We start from the raw sequence: 17417 nt of genomic DNA, 5'->3' as shown, positions 1-17417 counted from the left end.
GTCGCGGCCGCGGGCGGCGGGCGGGCGGTCGGGGGCCGGCGCCGTGGCGCGGCCGGCACTGTCAGACCCCGGTGGGAGACTCGCACCCGTGAGCGACCAAGCCGGCCGGTGGGCCCTCGCCGAGTCCGAGCACGGTGACGGCTGGTGGCACGCCGCCCCCGTGCCCCCCGCGGTCGGGGCCCGGATCAGCGTGCGCGACCCCGCCGAGGCGATCCGGGCCGCGCCCGCGGGCACCCGCTGGGTGTGGCGTTCCACGGCCGCCGTCTACCCCCGGCTGCTCGCCGCCGGCGTCCGCGTCGAGCGGTGCTACGACGTCGAGGACGCCGAGCTGCTGCTCCTCGGGCACGAGGGCCGCATCGGCGAGCCCCGCTCGGCGGCGGCCGCCATGGCCCGCCTCACCGGCGGCCCCGTACCGCCCGACCCGCCCCAGCGCGCCGCGGAGCCGGGCACGCAGGACTCCCTCTTCGAGCCGCGACCCACCGTCCCGGTCCCCCTCGACGCCCTGCTCGCGGTCCACGCCGAGCAGGAGCGGCGTCTCGCCGCCACCGCCCACCCCGACCGGATGCGGCTGCTCGTCGCGGCCGAGTCCGCCGCCTTCCTCATCGCCGCCGAGATGCACCGCGCGGGCCTGCCCTGGCGGGCCGACGTGCACCGCGCCCTGCTGACCGAGCTGCTCGGCGAGCGCTACGCCGGGCGCGGCGAGCCCCGCAGGCTGGCCGAGCTGGCCGACGAGGTGTCCGCCGCGTTCGGGCGCCGGGTGCGCCCGGACCTCCCCGCCGACGTGATCAAGGCGTTCGCCGAGGCCGGGATCAAGCTGAAGTCCACCCGCCGCTGGGAGATCCAGGAGCTGGACCACCCGGCCGTGGAGCCACTGATCGCGTACAAGAAGCTGTACCGGATCTACACCGCGCACGGCTGGTCCTGGCTCGCCGACTGGGTCCACGACGGCCGCTTCCGACCCGAGTTCGTGCCCGGGGGCACCCTCACCGGCCGCTGGGTGACCAACGGCGGCGGGGCGCTGCAGATCCCCAAGGTGATCCGTCGGGCCGTCGTCGCCGATCCCGGCTGGCGGCTCGTCGTCGCCGACGCCGACCAGATGGAGCCGCGGGTCCTCGCCGCGATCTCCCGCGACCCGGCCTTCATGGAGGTGGCCGGCCGCCCCGAGGACCTCTACACGGCCATCTCCCGGCAGGGCTTCTCCGGCGACCGGGACATGGCCAAGCTGGCCGTGCTCGGCGCCGTCTACGGCCAGACCTCCGGCGACGGCCTGAAGAACCTGGCCGCGCTGCGCCGCCGTTTCCCCCGCGCCGTGGCCTACGTCGACGACGCCGCCCGCGCCGGGGAGGAGGGGCGGCTCGTGCGGACCTGGCTGGGTCGCACCTGCCCGCCGCCGTTCGCGCCCGCCGAGGACGACGGCGAGGCCGGGGTCCCGCAGGACCGCGAGGACGGTTGGACCCCGAGCTACGCCTCCACCAACACCCGGGCCCGCGGCCGGTTCACCCGTAACTTCGTGGTGCAGGGCAGCGCCGCCGACTGGGCGCTGCTGCTGCTCGCGGCACTGCGCCAGGCGACCGTCGGGATGCGGGCCGAGCTGGTGTTCTTCCAGCACGACGAGGTGATCGTGCACTGTCCCGCCGAGGAGGCCGGGGCCGTCGCGGAGGCGATCCGCGCCGCCGGTGACCGGGCGGGCCGGATCGCCTTCGGCGACACCCCGGTCCGCTTCCCGTTCACCACGGCGGTCGTGGAGTGCTACGCCGACGCGAAGTAGGCGGCGGCCGGTGGATGCCTCGGCGAGGTCCCCGTCAGCGGTCAGCCCAGGTCGTGGAAGTAGACGTGGAACTCCTCGCGGGCGAACCCCTCGGACTCGTACAGCCCTTGCGCGACGAGGTTGTCGTACGCCGTCTCCAACTGCACCCCGGCCACCCCGGCGCCGCGCGCCCGGCGCACCACGTCGCGCAGCAGCGCCCGGCCCGCGCCGGTGCGGCGCCCGGCGGGGGCCACGTACAGGTCGTTCAGGATCCACGCGGTGCTCAGGGTGAGCGAGGAGAAGGCGCGGTAGACCTGCGCGAAGCCGACCGTGCCGACCCCGGGGACCTCGGCGAGCAGGACGAGCGACTCGTCCTTCGCGATCCGCTCCGCGAGGAACGCGCGCGGGCCGGCCGGGTCCTCCACCTTCACCTCGTAGAAGTCGAGGTAGCCGCTGAAGAGTTCCGCCGCGATGTCGAGGTCCTCCTCCCCCGCGACGCGCAGGACGACCGCCGCGCCGTCCGCGCCCTGCTCGCCGTGCCCGCCCCACTCCGGGGTCGGGGCGCCCTCGTGTGCCGCTGCTGCCTGCTCCCGCATGAATGCTCCCTGGTCCGCACGTGCCGGGGCCCCATTGTGCGCGGGCGGACCCGCGGGGCCGCGCACCGGCCCCGGGCCGTCAGTGCGCGGTGACGGGCTGGGCGGGCAGCCTGAAGATGTGCTCCGGGGTCACGATCCTCGTGATCGCCTCGCCGAACAGCGAACTGGGCTCGCTGCCCCGGTACGGGATGTCCGTGTTGAGCAGCACCACCAGCGTGGCCCGCGACTGCGGCAGGTACACGGTCAGCGACTCGTAGCCGGGCAGGGAGCCGTTGTGCCCGATCCAGCCGTCGACGTTGAAGATGCCCAGGCCGTAGCCCGTGTCGGGGAGGTCTCCCGCCGGGGACACCTTCAGCCGCTGGGCCTGGGTGGCGGGGGTGAGCAGGGTGCCGGTGGCGAGGGTCTTCGCCCAACTCCTCAGGTCATCGAGGTCGGAGATCATCGCGCCGGCCGCCCAACCCCAGGAAGGGTTCCAGTCGGTGGAGTCCGTCGTCTTCCCCGAGGCCGTCTGGTCGGTGTAGCCGTGGGCGTGCGGCTTCGGGAACTCCGCGCCGACCGGGAAGAGCGTCCGCTTCAGCCCGGCCTCGGCCACGACGCCCTTGTTGACGTACTCCGCGAGCGGTCGCCCGGTCACCTTCTCGATCACCAGCCCGAGCAGGATCAGGTTGGTGTTGCAGTACTGGAAGCGCGCGCCGGGCTGGAACACCACCGGATGCCGGAACGAGTACCCCAACAGCTCCCGCGGGGTGAACTCGCGCCGGGGGTCGCTGGTCAAGGCCTTGAAGAAGGACTCGTCCTCGGAGTAGTTGAACAGCCCGCTGCGCATCCCGGCGAGCTCGCGCAGGGTGATCCGGTCGCCGCCCGGAACCCCGGCGACGTACTTGCCGATCGGGTCGTCGAGCTTCACCAGTCCCCGGTCGACCAGTTGCAGCAGGGCCGTCACCGTGAACGTCTTCGTCTCGCTGCCGATCCGCATGTTCAGGTCGGTGGTCATGGGCGCTCCGGTCGCCTTGTCGGCGATCCCGAAGGCCCGTACGTACTCGCCCTTGCCCGGCGCCGACAGCGCCACCATCACCCCGGGCACCGCCGCCTCCGCGAGGACCTTCTTCACCGCCGCGTCGAGCCGCGCCGCCACGGCGGGCGTGAGCTGCGGGAAGTCCTCGGCGGCCGCCGGTGCGGCGGCGACGACCGGCGGGACGGCGCCGTCCGAGGCGTACCCCACGCCGGCTCCCGCCCCCAGGGGCACCACCATCAGAGCCGCCGCGGACGCTCCCAGCGCGGTCCTGCGCCACCGTCGTGTCCTCATGGCCGGCCTCCTGCCCGCACAACGCCAAGGCCCCCCGGTCCCTCCACGCTAGCCCCGGCCCCCGGCCGGGTGCGACCGGAGGCGGGGGCGCCGCGGCGGGCCCGCCGGTCGGCCCGGGGGCGGCTCGCGGGCTCAGCCGGCGGCGGGAGCGGTGCGTCCGACGCCGACGACCGCGCGGCGCGGAATGGTCAGGCGCCACAGGCCGGTGGCCTCCTCCCGGACCAGCTCGCTCTCGCCGGGCAGCCCGTCGGGACCCGCCGGGTACCGGAAGATCGCCTTCGCGGTCTCGGTCACCCACCGGTAGGCCTCCTCCTCGGTGCGCCCCTCGAAGACCTTGACCAGCCCGTACATGTTGAGCAGGTAGCGGCCGATCTCGATCTCCGCGGCCTCCGGGGTGGCACCGACCGCGGTGTACGGGTCGTCGATCTCCACCACTTCGTAGGTGTCGAAGCCCGCCTGCTCCAGGTAGCCCTCGATCTCGTCCCGGGTGAAGTGCGCGAACTTGTGGCCCGTCGCCGAGTACGGATCGGTGACCTGCTCGAACCAGACGTCGACGGGCGAGCCGACGAGGAAGTCGTGCAGGATGAACGTCCCGCCGGGCCGCAGCACGCGGAAGGCCTCGGAGGTCAACTCCTGGCGGGCCGAGGGATCCACGTGGTGCGAGCCGTACGCCAGGAGCACCGCGTCGACCGACGCGTCCCGCAGCAGCGGCCGCTCGGCGCGCTGGAGCAGGGCCGGCATCCCGGCGGCCCAGGCCGACTCCACCATGTGCTCGGAGGCGTCGCAGGTCAGGATGTTGAAGTCGCCGATGCCCAGTTCCTCGCACACCTTCCGGACGAGACCGTCGCCGCCGAGGAGGTCGACGAGCACCGGACGTTCCGCCCCGGGCGCGGGCCGCGTGGTGCCGGCCAGCCCCAGCAGGTTCCTGATGCCGGTGGCGCGGGCCCGCGGGTTGAGCGTCTGGGCCTGGACGTACTCGGTGCCCCGGCTCTTCTGCGCGTCGGCGCCGAAGTCGTCGTGCCGTACCGGGCCGTCGCGCAGCTCGGCCTCCCAGGCGGCGATCCGCCCGGGGTCGGTCACGGCGTGCAGGTCCGGGTGCAGCCGGTCCAGTTCGTCGACCTGGCCGCGGACGTCGTTCCCGCGCACGAGGTACCCGCTCGTCGTGGTCTGCATGGGGTGGGGCTCCTCCGCGTCGGGATGCATGGGATGGCCGGGTGGGATCCGCCGCCGACGCTAGGAGCGGGCTCTTTCCCTTGGGTATCCATCCGTTTTCCGCTTCCCGCGCCCGCGCGCGGCCTCCGGCCCGGGTCGCTCCGGCGTCCGTCCCGCGTCAGGTCCCGCATCGGGTGCCGCTCAAGTGGGACTCCGGTCGCGCACAGGCCGGGCAGGCCCACAATCGGCCCTTGCTGGTGTACGGCACCGGCACGCCGGCCGTCGCGGCCCCGCCGGACCCCGCCACGAGCGGCGTCCGACCCTGTCGAAAGTCAATTCAAAAGGACGTCCTTCGTGCCTGGTGACCACCGGGGAGGACCTCCTACCGTCGGGGTGCACGGCGAACGGCACCGCGGAGTGACGAGCACGGAGGGCACCGGAGGATGAAGAGACGGTTGGAAGGGCTCGAAGGGGCCGGCTCCGAAGCCACCGGCGTCGGCGGCGGCTCCGGAGCCGCCGTTCCCGCGCAGGGCGCGCCGCGGACCGGGGAGATCGTCGGGCTGACGACGGCCGAGGTGGCCGAGCGGGTCGCCACCGGCCGGGTCAACGACGTGCCCGCCCAGTCGAGCCGCAGCATCGGCGAGATCGTCCGGGCCAACCTGTTCACCCGCATCAACGCGATCATCGGGGTGCTGTTCGGCATCGTCATGGTCGTCGGCCCCGTCCAGGACGGCCTGTTCGGCGGGGTCATCCTCGCCAACACGATGATCGGCATCATCCAGGAGGTGCGCGCCAAGCGGACCCTGGACCAGCTCGCCATCGTCGGTGAGAGCCGGCCGCGCGTCTGGCGGGACGGCAAGCGCGTCACCATCGGCTCCTCCGAGGTCGTCATCGACGACACGATCGAGCTGGGGCAGGGCGACAAGGTCGTCGTCGACGGCACGGTCATCGCCGCCGACGGCCTGGAGATCGACGAGTCGCTCCTGACGGGCGAGGCCGACCCGGTCCTCAAGCAGCCCGGTGACACGGTGATGTCCGGCAGCTTCGTCGTCGCCGGCACCGGCGCCTTCACCGCCACCCGGGTGGGCCGCGAGGCGTACGCCTCCCAACTCGCCGATGAGGCGCGGCGGTTCACCCTCGTCAACTCCGAACTGCGCAACGGGATCGACCGGATCCTGAAGTTCGTCACCTTCGCGATCGTCCCGGCGGGCATCGCGCTGATCATCACCCAGCTGATGGTGAACGACGACGACGTGCCCGAGGCGATCCGCCGCATGGTGGGCGGTCTGGTGCCCATGGTGCCGGAGGGCCTGGTCCTGCTGACCTCGCTGGCCTTCGCGGTGGGTGTCGTACGACTGGGCAAGCGCAAGGCGCTGGTCCAGGAACTGCCCGCCATCGAGGGGCTCGCCCGGGTGGACGTGGTCTGCCTGGACAAGACCGGGACGCTCACCGAGACGGCCATGGACGTCGACCGGGTGATCCGGCTGGAGCCGGGACTGCCCGTCGAGGAGGTGCTGGGTGCGCTCGGCGCGGCCGACGAACGGCCGAACGCCAGCATGCAGGCCATCATCGACGCCCACCCGGCGCCCGAGGGCTGGCGGCGGCGCGCGAACGCCCCGTTCTCCTCGGCCCGCCGCTGGAGCGGCGCGACCTTCGCCCGTCCTTCGGGCGAGGAGGACTCCTGGCTGCTCGGAGCGCCCGACACGATGCTTCCCGCCGGGCATCCGGTGCTCGCCACGGCCGACTCGCACGGCTCGCTGGGCCTGCGCGTGCTGCTGCTGGCCCGGTCCTCGCGGCCGCTCGGCGAGTTGCAGGACGATCCGTCGGCGGTCCCCGCGAGCGCGGTGCCCTGCGCGCTCGTCGTGATCAGGCAGCGCATCCGCGAGGAGGCGCCCGCCACGCTGCGGTACTTCGCCGAGCAGGGCGTCGCGGTCAAGGTGATCTCGGGTGACAACGCGCTGTCCGTCGGGGCCGTCGCCCGCAGTCTGGACCTTCCGGGCGCCGACGCCCCGGTGGACGCCCGCGACCTGCCCGACGACCCGGAGGCGCTCGCCGACGCCGTCGAGAAGCACTCGGTCTTCGGCCGGGTCGGTCCGCAGCAGAAGCGGGACATGGTGCTGGCCCTGCAATCGCGGGGCCACACCGTGGCGATGACCGGTGACGGGGTCAACGACGTGCTCGCGCTCAAGGACGCCGACATCGGCGTGGCCATGGGCGCCGGCAGCCCCGCGACCCGGGCCGTGGCCCAGATCGTGCTGCTCAACAACAGCTTCGCGTCGCTGCCCTCGGTGGTCGCGGAGGGCCGTCGGGTCATCGGCAACATCGAGCGCGTCACCAACCTGTTCCTCACCAAGACCATGTACTCGGTGCTGATGGCGCTGATCGTCGTCATCGCCCAGGTGCCGTACCCGTTCCTGCCGCGCCACATCACCCTCATCGGGTCGCTGACCATCGGGATCCCGGCATTCTTCCTGGCGCTGGCCCCCAACACCGAGCGGGCCCGACCGCACTTCGTGGGCCGGGTCCTGTGGTTCGCCGTGCCGGCGGGGGCGTTGGCGGCGCTCGCGACGTCCGTGTCCTACATGTACGCCCGGTCGGTGTACGCGGACGACCTGGACGCGGAGACCTCGGCGGCGACGCTGACGCTGTTCCTGACGGCCCTGTGGGCGCTGGCCATCGTGGCCCGTCCGTACACCTGGTGGCGCGTCCTGCTGGTGCTGACCATGGCGACGTCGTTCGCCGTCGTCCTGGTGGTCCCGTACCTCCAGGAGTTCTTCCAGCTGGAGCTGATCGGCACCTCCGCACCGGGAGCGGCGGTGGCCGCGGCCGCGGTCGCCGGCCTGGTGCTCGAATTCGTGTGGGCTCGTAGTCGTCGCCGTCTTATCGACGGTTGAGCCCACCGGGCGGCAATCCCCCGTTCCGCCCACGCGAAAGGGACGTCCGGCACCCGCCGGGCGTCCCTTTCGCCCTTTTCATCTCGACAACCGGAATAAAGCGCCGACAACACGGGATAATTCCACCGCGCGATCGGAAAACAACTCCGACCCCATCGAGAGTCAAGCGGTGAGGGCACGACAGTTCCGTATCCTTACCGAAGGTAGGGGTGACACCCCACAACCTCTCCGCCGCCGAAGCGGAACATCGATCATCCGGGCATATTCCGCCTCGGCGATTTCCCACGAACGAGATTCATGCGCGTGTCATCAATGACGGGGGTCACGACACCATGGCAGCAGAGCAGGAAATAGCAGATTTCGAGCAAAGTAGACGGCCGGCCCGAAACCCCTCCGGGCCGGTACCCGATGCCGTACTGGAGTTCAGGACCCTCGGTCCCCTCGAAGTGCGGCTGGACGGACGGAGCCTCCCGCTCGGCGGACCGCGACAGCGGGCCGTGCTCTCGGTGCTCCTGCTCTCGCCCAACCGGGTCGTGTCCTTCGACTCGCTGATCGAGAAGGTCTGGGACGGCCGGCCGCCCAGCACCGCCCGCACCCAGGTCGCCATCTGCATCGCCGCCCTGCGCAAGGCCTTCCGGGCCGCGGGCTGCGAGCGGGAGACCATCGTCACCGCCCCGCCCGGATACATGCTGGGCCTCAGCGGGCACACGCTCGACTCGCTGCGGTTCGAGCAGCTGGTCCACCGGTCGGCCGGTTGGGCGGCCGAATCGCGGCACGCCGAGGCGGAGGGAGCGCTGCGCGAGGCCCTGTCGCTCTGGCGCGGGCCGGCCCTCGGCGGGGTGTACGCGCAATTCGTCGAGAGCGAGGCGACACGGCTGGACGAACAACGCCTCCTGGCCGTGGAGCAGCACATGGCACTACGCCTCCAGTTGGGCGAGCACCACGCCTTACTGGGAGAACTCCGCGTACTGGTGAGTACGAATCCACTGCGCGACCGTCTGCGTTTCTACCTGATGCTCGCCCAATACCGTTCGGGCCGCCGCGCCGAGGCCCTGAACACCTTCCGCGAGGGCACTCGCCATTCCATCGAGGAGATCGGCCTGGAACTGAGCGTGGAGCTGCAGATGCTCCACGACTCCATCCTGCGCGACGAACTGCCCCGGCCCGCCGTCCCCGGCTTCCCGACCGCTCCCGCGAAGCCGGACCAACCGCCGGCCTCCCGGATGCCCGAGGAGGACCCCCTCTTCACCGGGCACGAGCGCGAGCGTTCCGTCATGGACGACGTGCTGTTGACCGCCGCGGCCCGCGGCGGCGCGCCGATCGCCTACCTCACCGGCAGCCCCGGCATCGGCAAGTCCAGCCTCGCCGTCCACTGGGCACGCCGGTCCGCGGACCGGTTCCCCGACGGCCTGCTCTTCGCGGACCTGCGCAACGGCACCCCGGCCGTGCTGCACGGCTTCCTGCGGCAGCTGGGCGCGACGGGCCCGCTGCCGTCGGACGTCGAGGAGACGGCCCGGCTGTACCGGACCCGGCTGGAGGGCAAGCGCGTGCTCGTGCTCCTCGACCACGCCACCTCCTACGCCCAGGTGCGTCCCCTGCTGCCGGGCGGCGGCGGGAGCTGCGCGCTGATCACGGGGCGCGCGAGCCTGGACGAACTCCTCCAGGCGCACAGCGCCCTGGTGCTGCGGATCGGGCCGCTGTCGCCCGGGGAGTCACGGCAACTCCTCTCCGGTGTGCTGCGCGACCGCCGGGCCGAGGAGTCCCCGGAGGCCACGGGGCGACTGGGCGAACTCTGCGGCCACATGCCGCTCGCGCTGCGCGCGGCCGCGGCCAAGCTGCTGACCAAGCAGCACTGGCACGTCGGCGACCTCGTACGGCGCCTGGAGAAGTCCGCGGACTGCCTGGACGAGCTGAGCATCGGGGAGGACTCCCTGCGGGCCCGGCTCGACGACAGCGTGGCGGAGCTCCAGCCCGAGGCGGCCTGCGCCTACCAGCGGCTGAGCGGGCTGGACGGCGGCGAGTTCACCGTGCCGCAGGCCGCTTCGGTGCTGTCCACGGGCCCGGCGGACGCGGAGGACCTGATCGAGATCCTGGTGGACGCACAGCTCCTGGAGCCGGTGGGACGCAGCCCCTGGGGCGAGATGTCCTACCGCTGGCAGGAGTTGATCCGACTGCACGCGGTCCACTCCCGCGCCGCCGCCCCGCGGGCCGCGGACCTGGTGTTCTGACCCCCCGCCCGGCCGACGGCCGGGGGCACCCCCGGCGCCGTACGGGTGCGGCCCCTCCCTGACGGAGGGGCCGCACCCGTGTGTCACCGGCCGCGGGGGCCGGCCCGGTCAGCCCTCGGCGCTCATCGCGTCGACGAGGCTCTTGGGGCGCATGTCGGTCCAGTTCTTCTCCACGTAGTCCAGGCAGGACTGCCGGTCGGACTCACCGAAGGCGGCCGTCCATCCGGCCGGCACGTCGACGAACGACGGCCACAGAGAGTGCTGTCCCTCGTCGTTGACCAGCACCAGGTAGCGGCCGTCGGCGTCTTCGAACGGATTGGTCACGTCGGATTCCTTCCGGGAACGTCGGATGGCGGTTGCGCCGGCACCACCCGGGCCGGACGGCCGGGTGGCCAGATGGCCAGCGTCACGACCCTAGGCAGTCAGCGTTTCCGTCGGTTATCCGTCCGGCTTCGCACTCACCGCCCGTGCCTGCGCAGCTGCGGATGGAGCGCCCCCACGGCGTCGAGCAGGGCGTCGGCGCGGGGGCGGGGCCCCTCGCGCAGGTGCCCGTCGAGGAAGGCCGCGACCAGCTCACGGGTGAGGCGGGTGGCCCGCGCCGCGGGCAGGACGGGGGCCGCCGGCCCGCCCCGGGCGGCCGCGGAGCCCGTCGCCCCGGTCAGCGCCGCGTAGTCGGTGAACGACGTGTGCACCGCCCCGGCGGCCGAGAACCACGCCCGCGGGCCGGTGAGCCGGCGCCAGGCCAGGTCCCAGCTCGGGTCGGCCCCCGGCCGGCCGTGCCGGTCCGCGCCCAGCAGCAGGAACGGCCGCTCCAGCGGGCCCGTGTCCGACGGTTGGAAGGTGCCGTCCATGTTCACCCCGGCGACGAAGGCCGGGTCCCGACGCATCGCCTCGAAGGCGGCGGCGCCGCCGATGGAGTGCCCCACGACCGCGACCCGCGCGGGATCCAGCCGCGGCAGGCCCTCGGCGCCCACCGCCGCGCCGGCCCCCGCGGTGAGTCGCCGCCGGACGTACGAGAGGTCCGCCGCCCGGGTCGCGGCGACCGCGGTCCCCCGCACGGCGGGCCGGCACGCCGAGCAGCCCGTCACCCGGCCGTCCGGGTAGGTGATGGCCGCCGCCTCGTACGCGTGGTCCACCGCGGCCACCGCGTAGCCCCGGCTCGCCAGGTCCTCGGCGAGCGCCGTCAGGGAGGTGCGGGGCAACGAGAAACCGGGGGACAGCAGGACGAGGGGCAGCCCGGCCCCGACCGCGGGCAGCGCCGGCGGCCCCGTACGGGCGTGCGTGCCGGTCCGGCTCAGCAGGTCCTCGGGGACGCCCCCGACACGGTGCTGCCGCAGGATCATCCCGGACTCCCGCGCCGTGACGTAGGCCGCGCGCGGGGCGTCGGAGGGCAGCGCCGGGTACCACACGGAGAGCATCAGCTCCCGGGCCCGGCCCGGCTCCCACGGGTCCTCGCGGGACGCGTCGCGCAGGGCCAGGGTCCGCTGCCCCACGGGCAGGCCGCCTGTCGGGGCCGGCAGGCGCGGTCCGGCGGCGCGGGTGGGCCCCGACGGCCCGACGGCGCCCGCCCGGGCGGTGTCGGCGGCCGGCGCGAGGGCCAGTACGGCCGCGAACAGCGTGGCGAGGGCGTAGGAGCGCGGGGAATGCGCTGACCTGATCGACGGCATCGGCGTTCATCTCCTTGAGATATCCGAACACCGTCAGGCTATGAGGCGAAAAAGGAAACGGAAGGACCGCTACGCCATTTCATCATTCCGGGCGAGGGGAAATCGGCCGGCTTTCCCTCCTACCGTCCGTCGGGCCTTTCGCCACTGGTTCTCCGCGGTTCCCCCTGCACGTTCGACAGGGTCGGAGCGGTCACACCCGGATGAAACGGAGTGCGTTCACGTTCCCCCGGCCGTCCGTACGAGGGGCCCCTCCGGGGCATTCCCCTCCTCACGGACCCCGAGGTCCTCGGGTATGCGCGCACGGCCGGCCGCTCCGAAGCGGAGGAGCTCGGGAATCCGTACGGGCCGCAGGCCGTCGGTGGACCGGTCCACCGCCCGCAGCTCCTGCGCGAGCAACTGCACTTCGGCGGCCCAAACGTCCAACTGGTCGGCCACGGGACCGGCGTTGGCCGTCAGGATGTCCGTCCAGGTCTCCGGATTGCCGCCCGTGCCGCGGGTGATGTCCCGCAGGTCCTGACCGGCCAGCCGGATGGCCGCCTCGTCCACGTCGAGCAGCCGGGCCGCGGCCAGGCTGGCGATGAGGTGCGGGGCGTGGGAGACGAGCGCGAGGACCCGGTCGTGGGTCTCGGGGTCGAGCAGGACGGACACCGCCCCGCACAGGGCCACCAGTTCCAGCGCGTGGTTGAGCGCGAGGTTGTCGGTGAGTTCGTTCGGGGTGAGCACCCAGCGACGCCCCTCGAAGAGGTCGGCGCGGGCCTCCCAGGGTCCCGCCCACCCGCCGCCGACCATGGGGTGGCCGCCGACCACGGCCGGGAGGTCACAGCCGAGGTCCTCGATCTCCCGGTGCAGCCGCACCTTGACGCCGGAGACGTCCGTGTAGAAGCGGGCCGTGCCCAGCCGCTGGTGCTCCGCCAGGGCGGCCGCGACCCGGGTGGGCGGCACCGCGATGACCGCGAGGTCGGCGGGCTCCCGGACCGGCTGCGCCAGCCCCGCTCCCAGCGCCTCCGCGGCGCGCGCCGCCGCCGGATCCTCGTCGATCAGGTACGTGGTCACGCCCTGCTTGCGCAGGGCGAGGCCGACCGAGGCTCCGATGAGGCCGGTGCCCACGATCGCCACGGTGCGCATGCGGGCGTCCTCCCATCCGTCGGTCCTGACCGTCGACCACTGTCCTGGAGCCGGTTATGGGGCGCGTATCACCCGGCTATCGGCGGCCCGCCGCGGCCGTCCGCCCCTCCGGTTCCGGGCGCACGGGAAAGGGGCCGCACGCCCCTTGGCGTGCGGCCCCGCAGGGCCGTGGTCCCGCTCCCGGCGCCTCAGGCGTCGCGCCTGCGGAGCACCGCGTGGCCGGCGACGGCCGCGACGAGGGACCAGAGCAGCAGGACCAGCACCGCGGTCCCGCTCCCGTACGGCGAGGTGTCCTGCGTCATCAACACGGTGCCGGCGACGCTCGGCATGTACTCGCTCGCCGTCTCCAGCCACTTGGCGCCGACGACGGTCATCAGCTGCGGCAGGGCGAGCAGGACCATGATGAGCGTGGTGATCGTGCCCGCCGCGCTGCGCAGGACCGTCCCGATGCCGATGGACATCACCGAGAGCGCGCCGAGGTAGACGGACGCCCCGAGGGCCGTCGCGAACAGGTCGCCGCCGGTGTAGGCGCCGTCCTCACCCATGAGGGCGGCGGTGGTCAGCGAGGCCAGCACGCTGAACACGAACCCGGCGACCGCCACGACCGCCACGACGACGCCCGTCTTGGACAGCAGCATCCGGCCGCGGGCCGGCACGCTCTGGAGCGTGGTGCGGATGGAACCGCTGGCGTACTCGCTGGTCAGCGCCAGCGTCGCCAGCACGACCACGGTGAGCTGGGAGATCAGGAACGCCTGCGCGGCGGCGTGCGGGGCCGGGGAGGCGACGTCGACCCCCTTGGCCGCGCTGGCCGAGGCCGACATCCCGACCATCGCGGCGAACCCCACGGTCAGGACCAGGCCGACGGCGAGGTTCCACCAGGTCGCCCGGACGCTGGAGAGCTTGGTCCACTCGAAGGCCAGGGCCCCGCGCAGACCACCGCCCCTGACGGGTCCGACCAGCTGGGGTGCGGTTGCTGTCGTCATGTCGATCACACCTTCTGGGCGTCGGCGGCGAGGGAAACGGCGGGGGTGGTGTACTCCACGCTCGAAGCGGTGAGTTCCATGTAGGCCTGCTCCAGGCTGGCCTTGCGCGGGCTCAGTTCGTGCACGGGGACCTGGTTCGCGAAGGCGAGGTCACCGATCTGCTCCAGGCTGCCGCCGACGACGATCAACTCGCCGTACCGCGCGCCGTCCTCCGGCTCGACGCTCATCCCGAAACGGACAAGTTCGCGCCGCAGGACGTCGGGCTGTGTGGTGCGGACCTTCACCGCGTTCAGCGAACTGCCCGCGATGACCTCCTCGATGGGGGCGTCGGCGATGACCTTGCCCCGGCCGATGACGACGAGGTGGTCGGCGGTCTCCTGCATCTCGCTCATCAGGTGGCTGGAGACGAAGACCGTGCGGCCCTCCGCGGCCAGCGAACGCATCAGCTCGCGGACCCAGCGCACCCCGTCGGGGTCGAGGCCGTTGACCGGCTCGTCGAACAGCAGCACCTTCGGGTCGCCCAGGAGGGCCGCCGCGATGCCGAGCCGCTGGCCCATGCCGAGCGAGAAGGAACCGATCCGCTTCTTGGCGACCTCGGTGAGTCCGACGGTCTCCAGCACCTGGTTCACCCGCGAGGCCGGGATCCCGTTGCTCCGGGCCATGCCGAGCAGGTGGTGGTAGGCGGACCGGCCGGGGTGTCCGGCGCGGGCGTCGAGCAGGGCGCCGACCTCCCGCAGGGGGTGGCGGAGCGCCCCGTACGGCTTGCCGTCGATGAGCGCCCGGCCCGTCGTCGGGGAGTCCAGGCCGACGATCATCCGCATGGTCGTCGACTTGCCCGCGCCGTTGGGGCCGAGGAACCCGGTCACCTTGCCCGGGTTGATCTCGAAGGAAAGGTCGGACACGGCCGTCTTGTCGCCGTACCGCTTCGTGAGTCGGTCCAAAGTGATCATCGCCTGCTGGCTCCTTCCGAGGGCATACCCAGACACTAGGAATTCCGCGGGCCCCCGACATCTGGCGATCGGCAACGAACGCACTCGACTTTCGACAGGTCTTGGCGACGCCGACCCTCTTTTGACTTCCGCTCCCCTCACTACGGGCAGGGGATTCCTCCCACCGTCGGCTGACCGTCTCGGTGGGTTCCTGCTTCTTCGCGCTGTGCCGGAAGAAGTTCCGGTCCTACCCGCGCTCGGCAGGCTGATACCGCAAGTCCTGCGGCCTTGGCGACGTTGACCGCCGCATTGATGTCCCGGTCCAGCCACGCATGGCACGCCCGGCACTGCCAGATGCGCACATCGAGGGGCTTGGGTCCGTCCTTCACGCCGCACTGCGAGCAGACCTGCGAGGTGGGGCCGGTCGTGACCCTCCACCGGGCGTTCGCGGTGAACCGAACGGCCTGCCGATTGTCCTTACGGCTCTTGAACCGGGGCGCGCCCATGCGAGGGCGCCTGCCCTTGAGTCCGTCGAAGAAGTTCCGGTGGGCAGTATCCAGGTCCCGCAGGGACTGCTGGAGCACGACGGCGGACACCTCGCCGAGCCAGGCCCGTTCCTCGGTCCTCTTCACCCGGGTGATCAGCAGCTTCGACAGGTCCCCCGTCCTCGGGAACGGTGCACCTTCCGCACGGGCGGCCTCACGAGCGCGGAGCGCATCGTCGTAGACCACCCGCGAGCACCCGAACGCCCCGCCCAACGCTGAGCGCTGAGCGCTGAGCGCTGAGGACCGTTCGGATACATCCGGAAGGAGTACCCGAGCTGCATGACGATCAGCGTACCCAGCTGGTTCATGACCGCCCATCAGAACATTTGCCCTGGTCGGCGCTGTACTTCCGCCCTCCACGCCCACTTGGTTTTCGTGACGAAGTACTGACGCAAGGTCTTCACGGACACACACCCGACGCGGGCTGCGGAGATCATGCGTGCCATCCGCGCCGACTTCGAAACCGTGTCGGTGGGCGGGGCTCCGCCGTCGCTCGTCCGTCAGTACATCGAGCAACAGAAGCCCGATGCACTGCGATTGGTCCGGGTAGCTTGCTGGCATGCAGCGATGGCGTGCCGTTCGGCGGCGTACGGAGCGGTTGGTGGCGCGGGTGTCCGGGAGTCCGGGAGCCCGCCCCTTCGGCGAGCGCGGCACCCTGGTGCTGCTCGCCGTCCTCCTGGCGCCCGCGGTGCTGGAGGCCGGCCGGCTCACGTCCGCCCCGGGGCCCTGGCTCGCGGCCCTGCTGATGATCACCGCCGCGGTCGCGGTGGAACGCACCGTGCCGCTGCTGTCGCTGCTGCTCGCGGCCTCGCTGTGCGGGCTCTACCCCTGGCTGGGCAGCAGCGCGTGGACCGCCGTGGCGGCCCTCGTCCTCAGTTTCCTCGCCGGGAGCAGGCTGACCGCGCCCGCGCGGGCGCACGCCGTGTTCGCCGCGGTGGCCCTCACCGGGCTGGCCGTGACGGCCGGGTTCGCGGAGATGAAGGACTGGCTGAGCCTGCTGATGGTGGGCTTCGCCACCTCCGTCCTGCCGTGGTGGGTCGGCTACTGGTGGAGCCGGCGCGCCGCCCTCATGCACGCCGGATGGGAGCGCGCGGAGCGGCTGGAATGGAAGCAGCGCTACATCGCCGAGCAGGCCCGGCTCAAGGAACGCTCGCGGATCGCCGAGGACATCCATGATTCTCTCGGCCACGAACTGAGCGTCATGGCCCTGCTGTCCGGGGCCCTCGAACTGGCCCGGGGGGTGCCCGAGGAGCACCGGGCGACGGTCACGCAACTGCGCGAGCGGTGCACGCGGGCCGCCGAGCAACTGCACGAGGTGATCGGACTGCTCCGGGACGAGGGCAGCCCCTCCCCGCTGAGCCCCTCCGACGAGTCGATCGCCGAGCTGGTGCGCCGCTTCGAACGGTCCGGGATGGCGGTGCGGTTCGTCGAGGAGGGCGAGGACGCCCCGCCGCTCGCGCTGCTCGCCGACCGGGCGGCCTACCGGGTGGTGCAGGAGGCCCTGACGAACGCGACGAAGCACGCGCCGGGCGCGGCCATCACCGTACGGGTCACCCACCGCCCCCGCGAGAGCGTCGTGTGGGTCTTCAACAAGCTGCCGGACCAGCCGGCCGAAGCCCCCGCCGTGGGCAGTGGCTCCGGGTTGATCGGGCTGGACGAACGGGTCCGGCTGGCCGGGGGCTCGCTGCGGACCGGCCCCGGATCGGGCGGCTTCGAGGTACTGGCGCGGCTGCCCCGCACCCCGTTGACGGCGACGGCGACGGACCCGGACGGGGGCGACGGGACGGACGGGGAGGCCCTGGGCGCCGGCGGGTTCGAGGACACCGAGCCGTACCCGCACCCGGAGGCGCCGCCGCCGGGCCGCAGCCACTCGGGGGCGGCCCTCGGCCGGGCCCGGACCCGGCTGCGGCGCGACGTGCGACGGGCCGGGCGGATCCCCGTGCTGCTCGGCGCGGGCCTCGTCGCCCTGCTGGCCGGGCTCTACGTCTTCACGTCCGCGCTCACCTCGCTCGACCCGGGGGACTACGCGCGGATCAGGCCGGGCCAGCCGCGCGCGGAGCTGGCGGCGGTGCTGCCCGAGCGCCGGATCAGCAAGCCTCCGCCGGTCGTCTCCGAACCGCCGGTGCCGGCGGGGGCGGCCTGCGAGTACTACCGGACGGGCGGGAACGTCCTCCAACTCACCAACCGCATGTACCGGTTGTGCTTCAAGGATGATCTGCTGGTGGCCAAGGACAGTCTGTGACAA

The 17417-nt window shown here is 72.8% G+C and carries 13 protein-coding genes; 4 read left to right on the top strand and 9 right to left on the bottom strand.

Annotated elements, in window-relative coordinates:
* The first annotated feature begins 58 nt into the window (after positions 1 to 58).
* Entirely contained in the window at positions 59 to 1768 is a 1710-nt protein-coding gene (locus NOD94_RS26785) for a bifunctional 3'-5' exonuclease/DNA polymerase (RefSeq protein ID WP_281208676.1), read from the top strand.
* Positions 1769 to 1809: 41 nt separating this feature from the next.
* On the opposite strand, the gene NOD94_RS26780 is transcribed toward NOD94_RS26785, so the two are convergent.
* From NOD94_RS26780 to NOD94_RS26770, 3 genes are all read right to left on the bottom strand, one after another.
* Positions 1810 to 2343: a GNAT family N-acetyltransferase gene (locus NOD94_RS26780; RefSeq protein WP_281208675.1), complete on the bottom strand. Its 534-nt coding sequence runs from the start codon at positions 2341 to 2343 to the stop codon at positions 1810 to 1812.
* Between the two features lie 79 nt (positions 2344 to 2422).
* Positions 2423 to 3649, bottom strand: a complete 1227-nt coding sequence (locus NOD94_RS26775) for a serine hydrolase domain-containing protein (RefSeq protein ID WP_281208674.1) — start codon at positions 3647 to 3649, stop codon at positions 2423 to 2425.
* A 132-nt stretch (positions 3650 to 3781) separates the two neighbouring features.
* Complete coding sequence (locus NOD94_RS26770; protein ID WP_281208673.1) at positions 3782 to 4822, bottom strand: class I SAM-dependent methyltransferase; 1041 nt, start codon at positions 4820 to 4822, stop codon at positions 3782 to 3784.
* Positions 4823 to 5244: 422 nt separating this feature from the next.
* On the opposite strand from NOD94_RS26770, the gene NOD94_RS26765 reads away from it, so the two are divergent.
* Together NOD94_RS26765 and NOD94_RS26760 are read left to right on the top strand one after the other, a co-directional pair.
* Positions 5245 to 7695: an HAD-IC family P-type ATPase gene (locus tag NOD94_RS26765; protein WP_281208672.1), complete on the top strand. Its 2451-nt coding sequence runs from the start codon at positions 5245 to 5247 to the stop codon at positions 7693 to 7695.
* A gap of 332 nt (positions 7696 to 8027) precedes the next feature.
* Positions 8028 to 9923 (top strand): BTAD domain-containing putative transcriptional regulator, encoded by a 1896-nt coding sequence (locus NOD94_RS26760; protein WP_281208671.1) that lies wholly within the window; start codon positions 8028 to 8030, stop codon positions 9921 to 9923.
* A 108-nt stretch (positions 9924 to 10031) separates the two neighbouring features.
* Here NOD94_RS26760 and NOD94_RS26755 read toward each other — a convergent pair whose 3' ends face one another.
* The 6 genes from NOD94_RS26755 to NOD94_RS26730 form a co-directional block, all read right to left on the bottom strand.
* The gene (locus NOD94_RS26755; RefSeq protein ID WP_281208670.1) at positions 10032 to 10247 is read right to left on the bottom strand and encodes an MbtH family protein; all 216 of its coding nucleotides are present in this window, start codon (positions 10245 to 10247) and stop codon (positions 10032 to 10034) included.
* Positions 10248 to 10381: 134 nt separating this feature from the next.
* Positions 10382 to 11590: a lipase gene (locus NOD94_RS26750; RefSeq protein WP_281208669.1), complete on the bottom strand. Its 1209-nt coding sequence runs from the start codon at positions 11588 to 11590 to the stop codon at positions 10382 to 10384.
* A gap of 216 nt (positions 11591 to 11806) precedes the next feature.
* The gene (locus tag NOD94_RS26745) at positions 11807 to 12715 is read right to left on the bottom strand and encodes a prephenate dehydrogenase (protein ID WP_281208668.1); all 909 of its coding nucleotides are present in this window, start codon (positions 12713 to 12715) and stop codon (positions 11807 to 11809) included.
* A gap of 188 nt (positions 12716 to 12903) precedes the next feature.
* Positions 12904 to 13698, bottom strand: coding sequence for an ABC transporter (locus NOD94_RS26740; protein WP_281208667.1), 795 nt, complete (start codon positions 13696 to 13698; stop codon positions 12904 to 12906).
* A gap of 5 nt (positions 13699 to 13703) precedes the next feature.
* A complete protein-coding gene (locus NOD94_RS26735) occupies positions 13704 to 14648 on the bottom strand; it encodes an ABC transporter ATP-binding protein (protein ID WP_281208666.1) in 945 nt (314 codons plus the stop codon).
* A 140-nt stretch (positions 14649 to 14788) separates the two neighbouring features.
* Entirely contained in the window at positions 14789 to 15259 is a 471-nt protein-coding gene (locus NOD94_RS26730; RefSeq protein WP_281208665.1) for a zinc ribbon domain-containing protein, read from the bottom strand.
* Positions 15260 to 15731: 472 nt separating this feature from the next.
* On the opposite strand from NOD94_RS26730, the gene NOD94_RS26725 reads away from it, so the two are divergent.
* Positions 15732 to 17414: a histidine kinase gene (locus NOD94_RS26725; RefSeq protein ID WP_281208664.1), complete on the top strand. Its 1683-nt coding sequence runs from the start codon at positions 15732 to 15734 to the stop codon at positions 17412 to 17414.
* The last annotated feature ends 3 nt before the right edge of the window (positions 17415 to 17417 follow it).

Source organism: Streptomyces sp. Isolate_45 (genome assembly GCF_024721315.2).
Lineage (GTDB): Bacteria > Actinomycetota > Actinomycetes > Streptomycetales > Streptomycetaceae > Streptomyces.
This window is presented reverse-complemented; position numbering and strand designations above follow the sequence as displayed.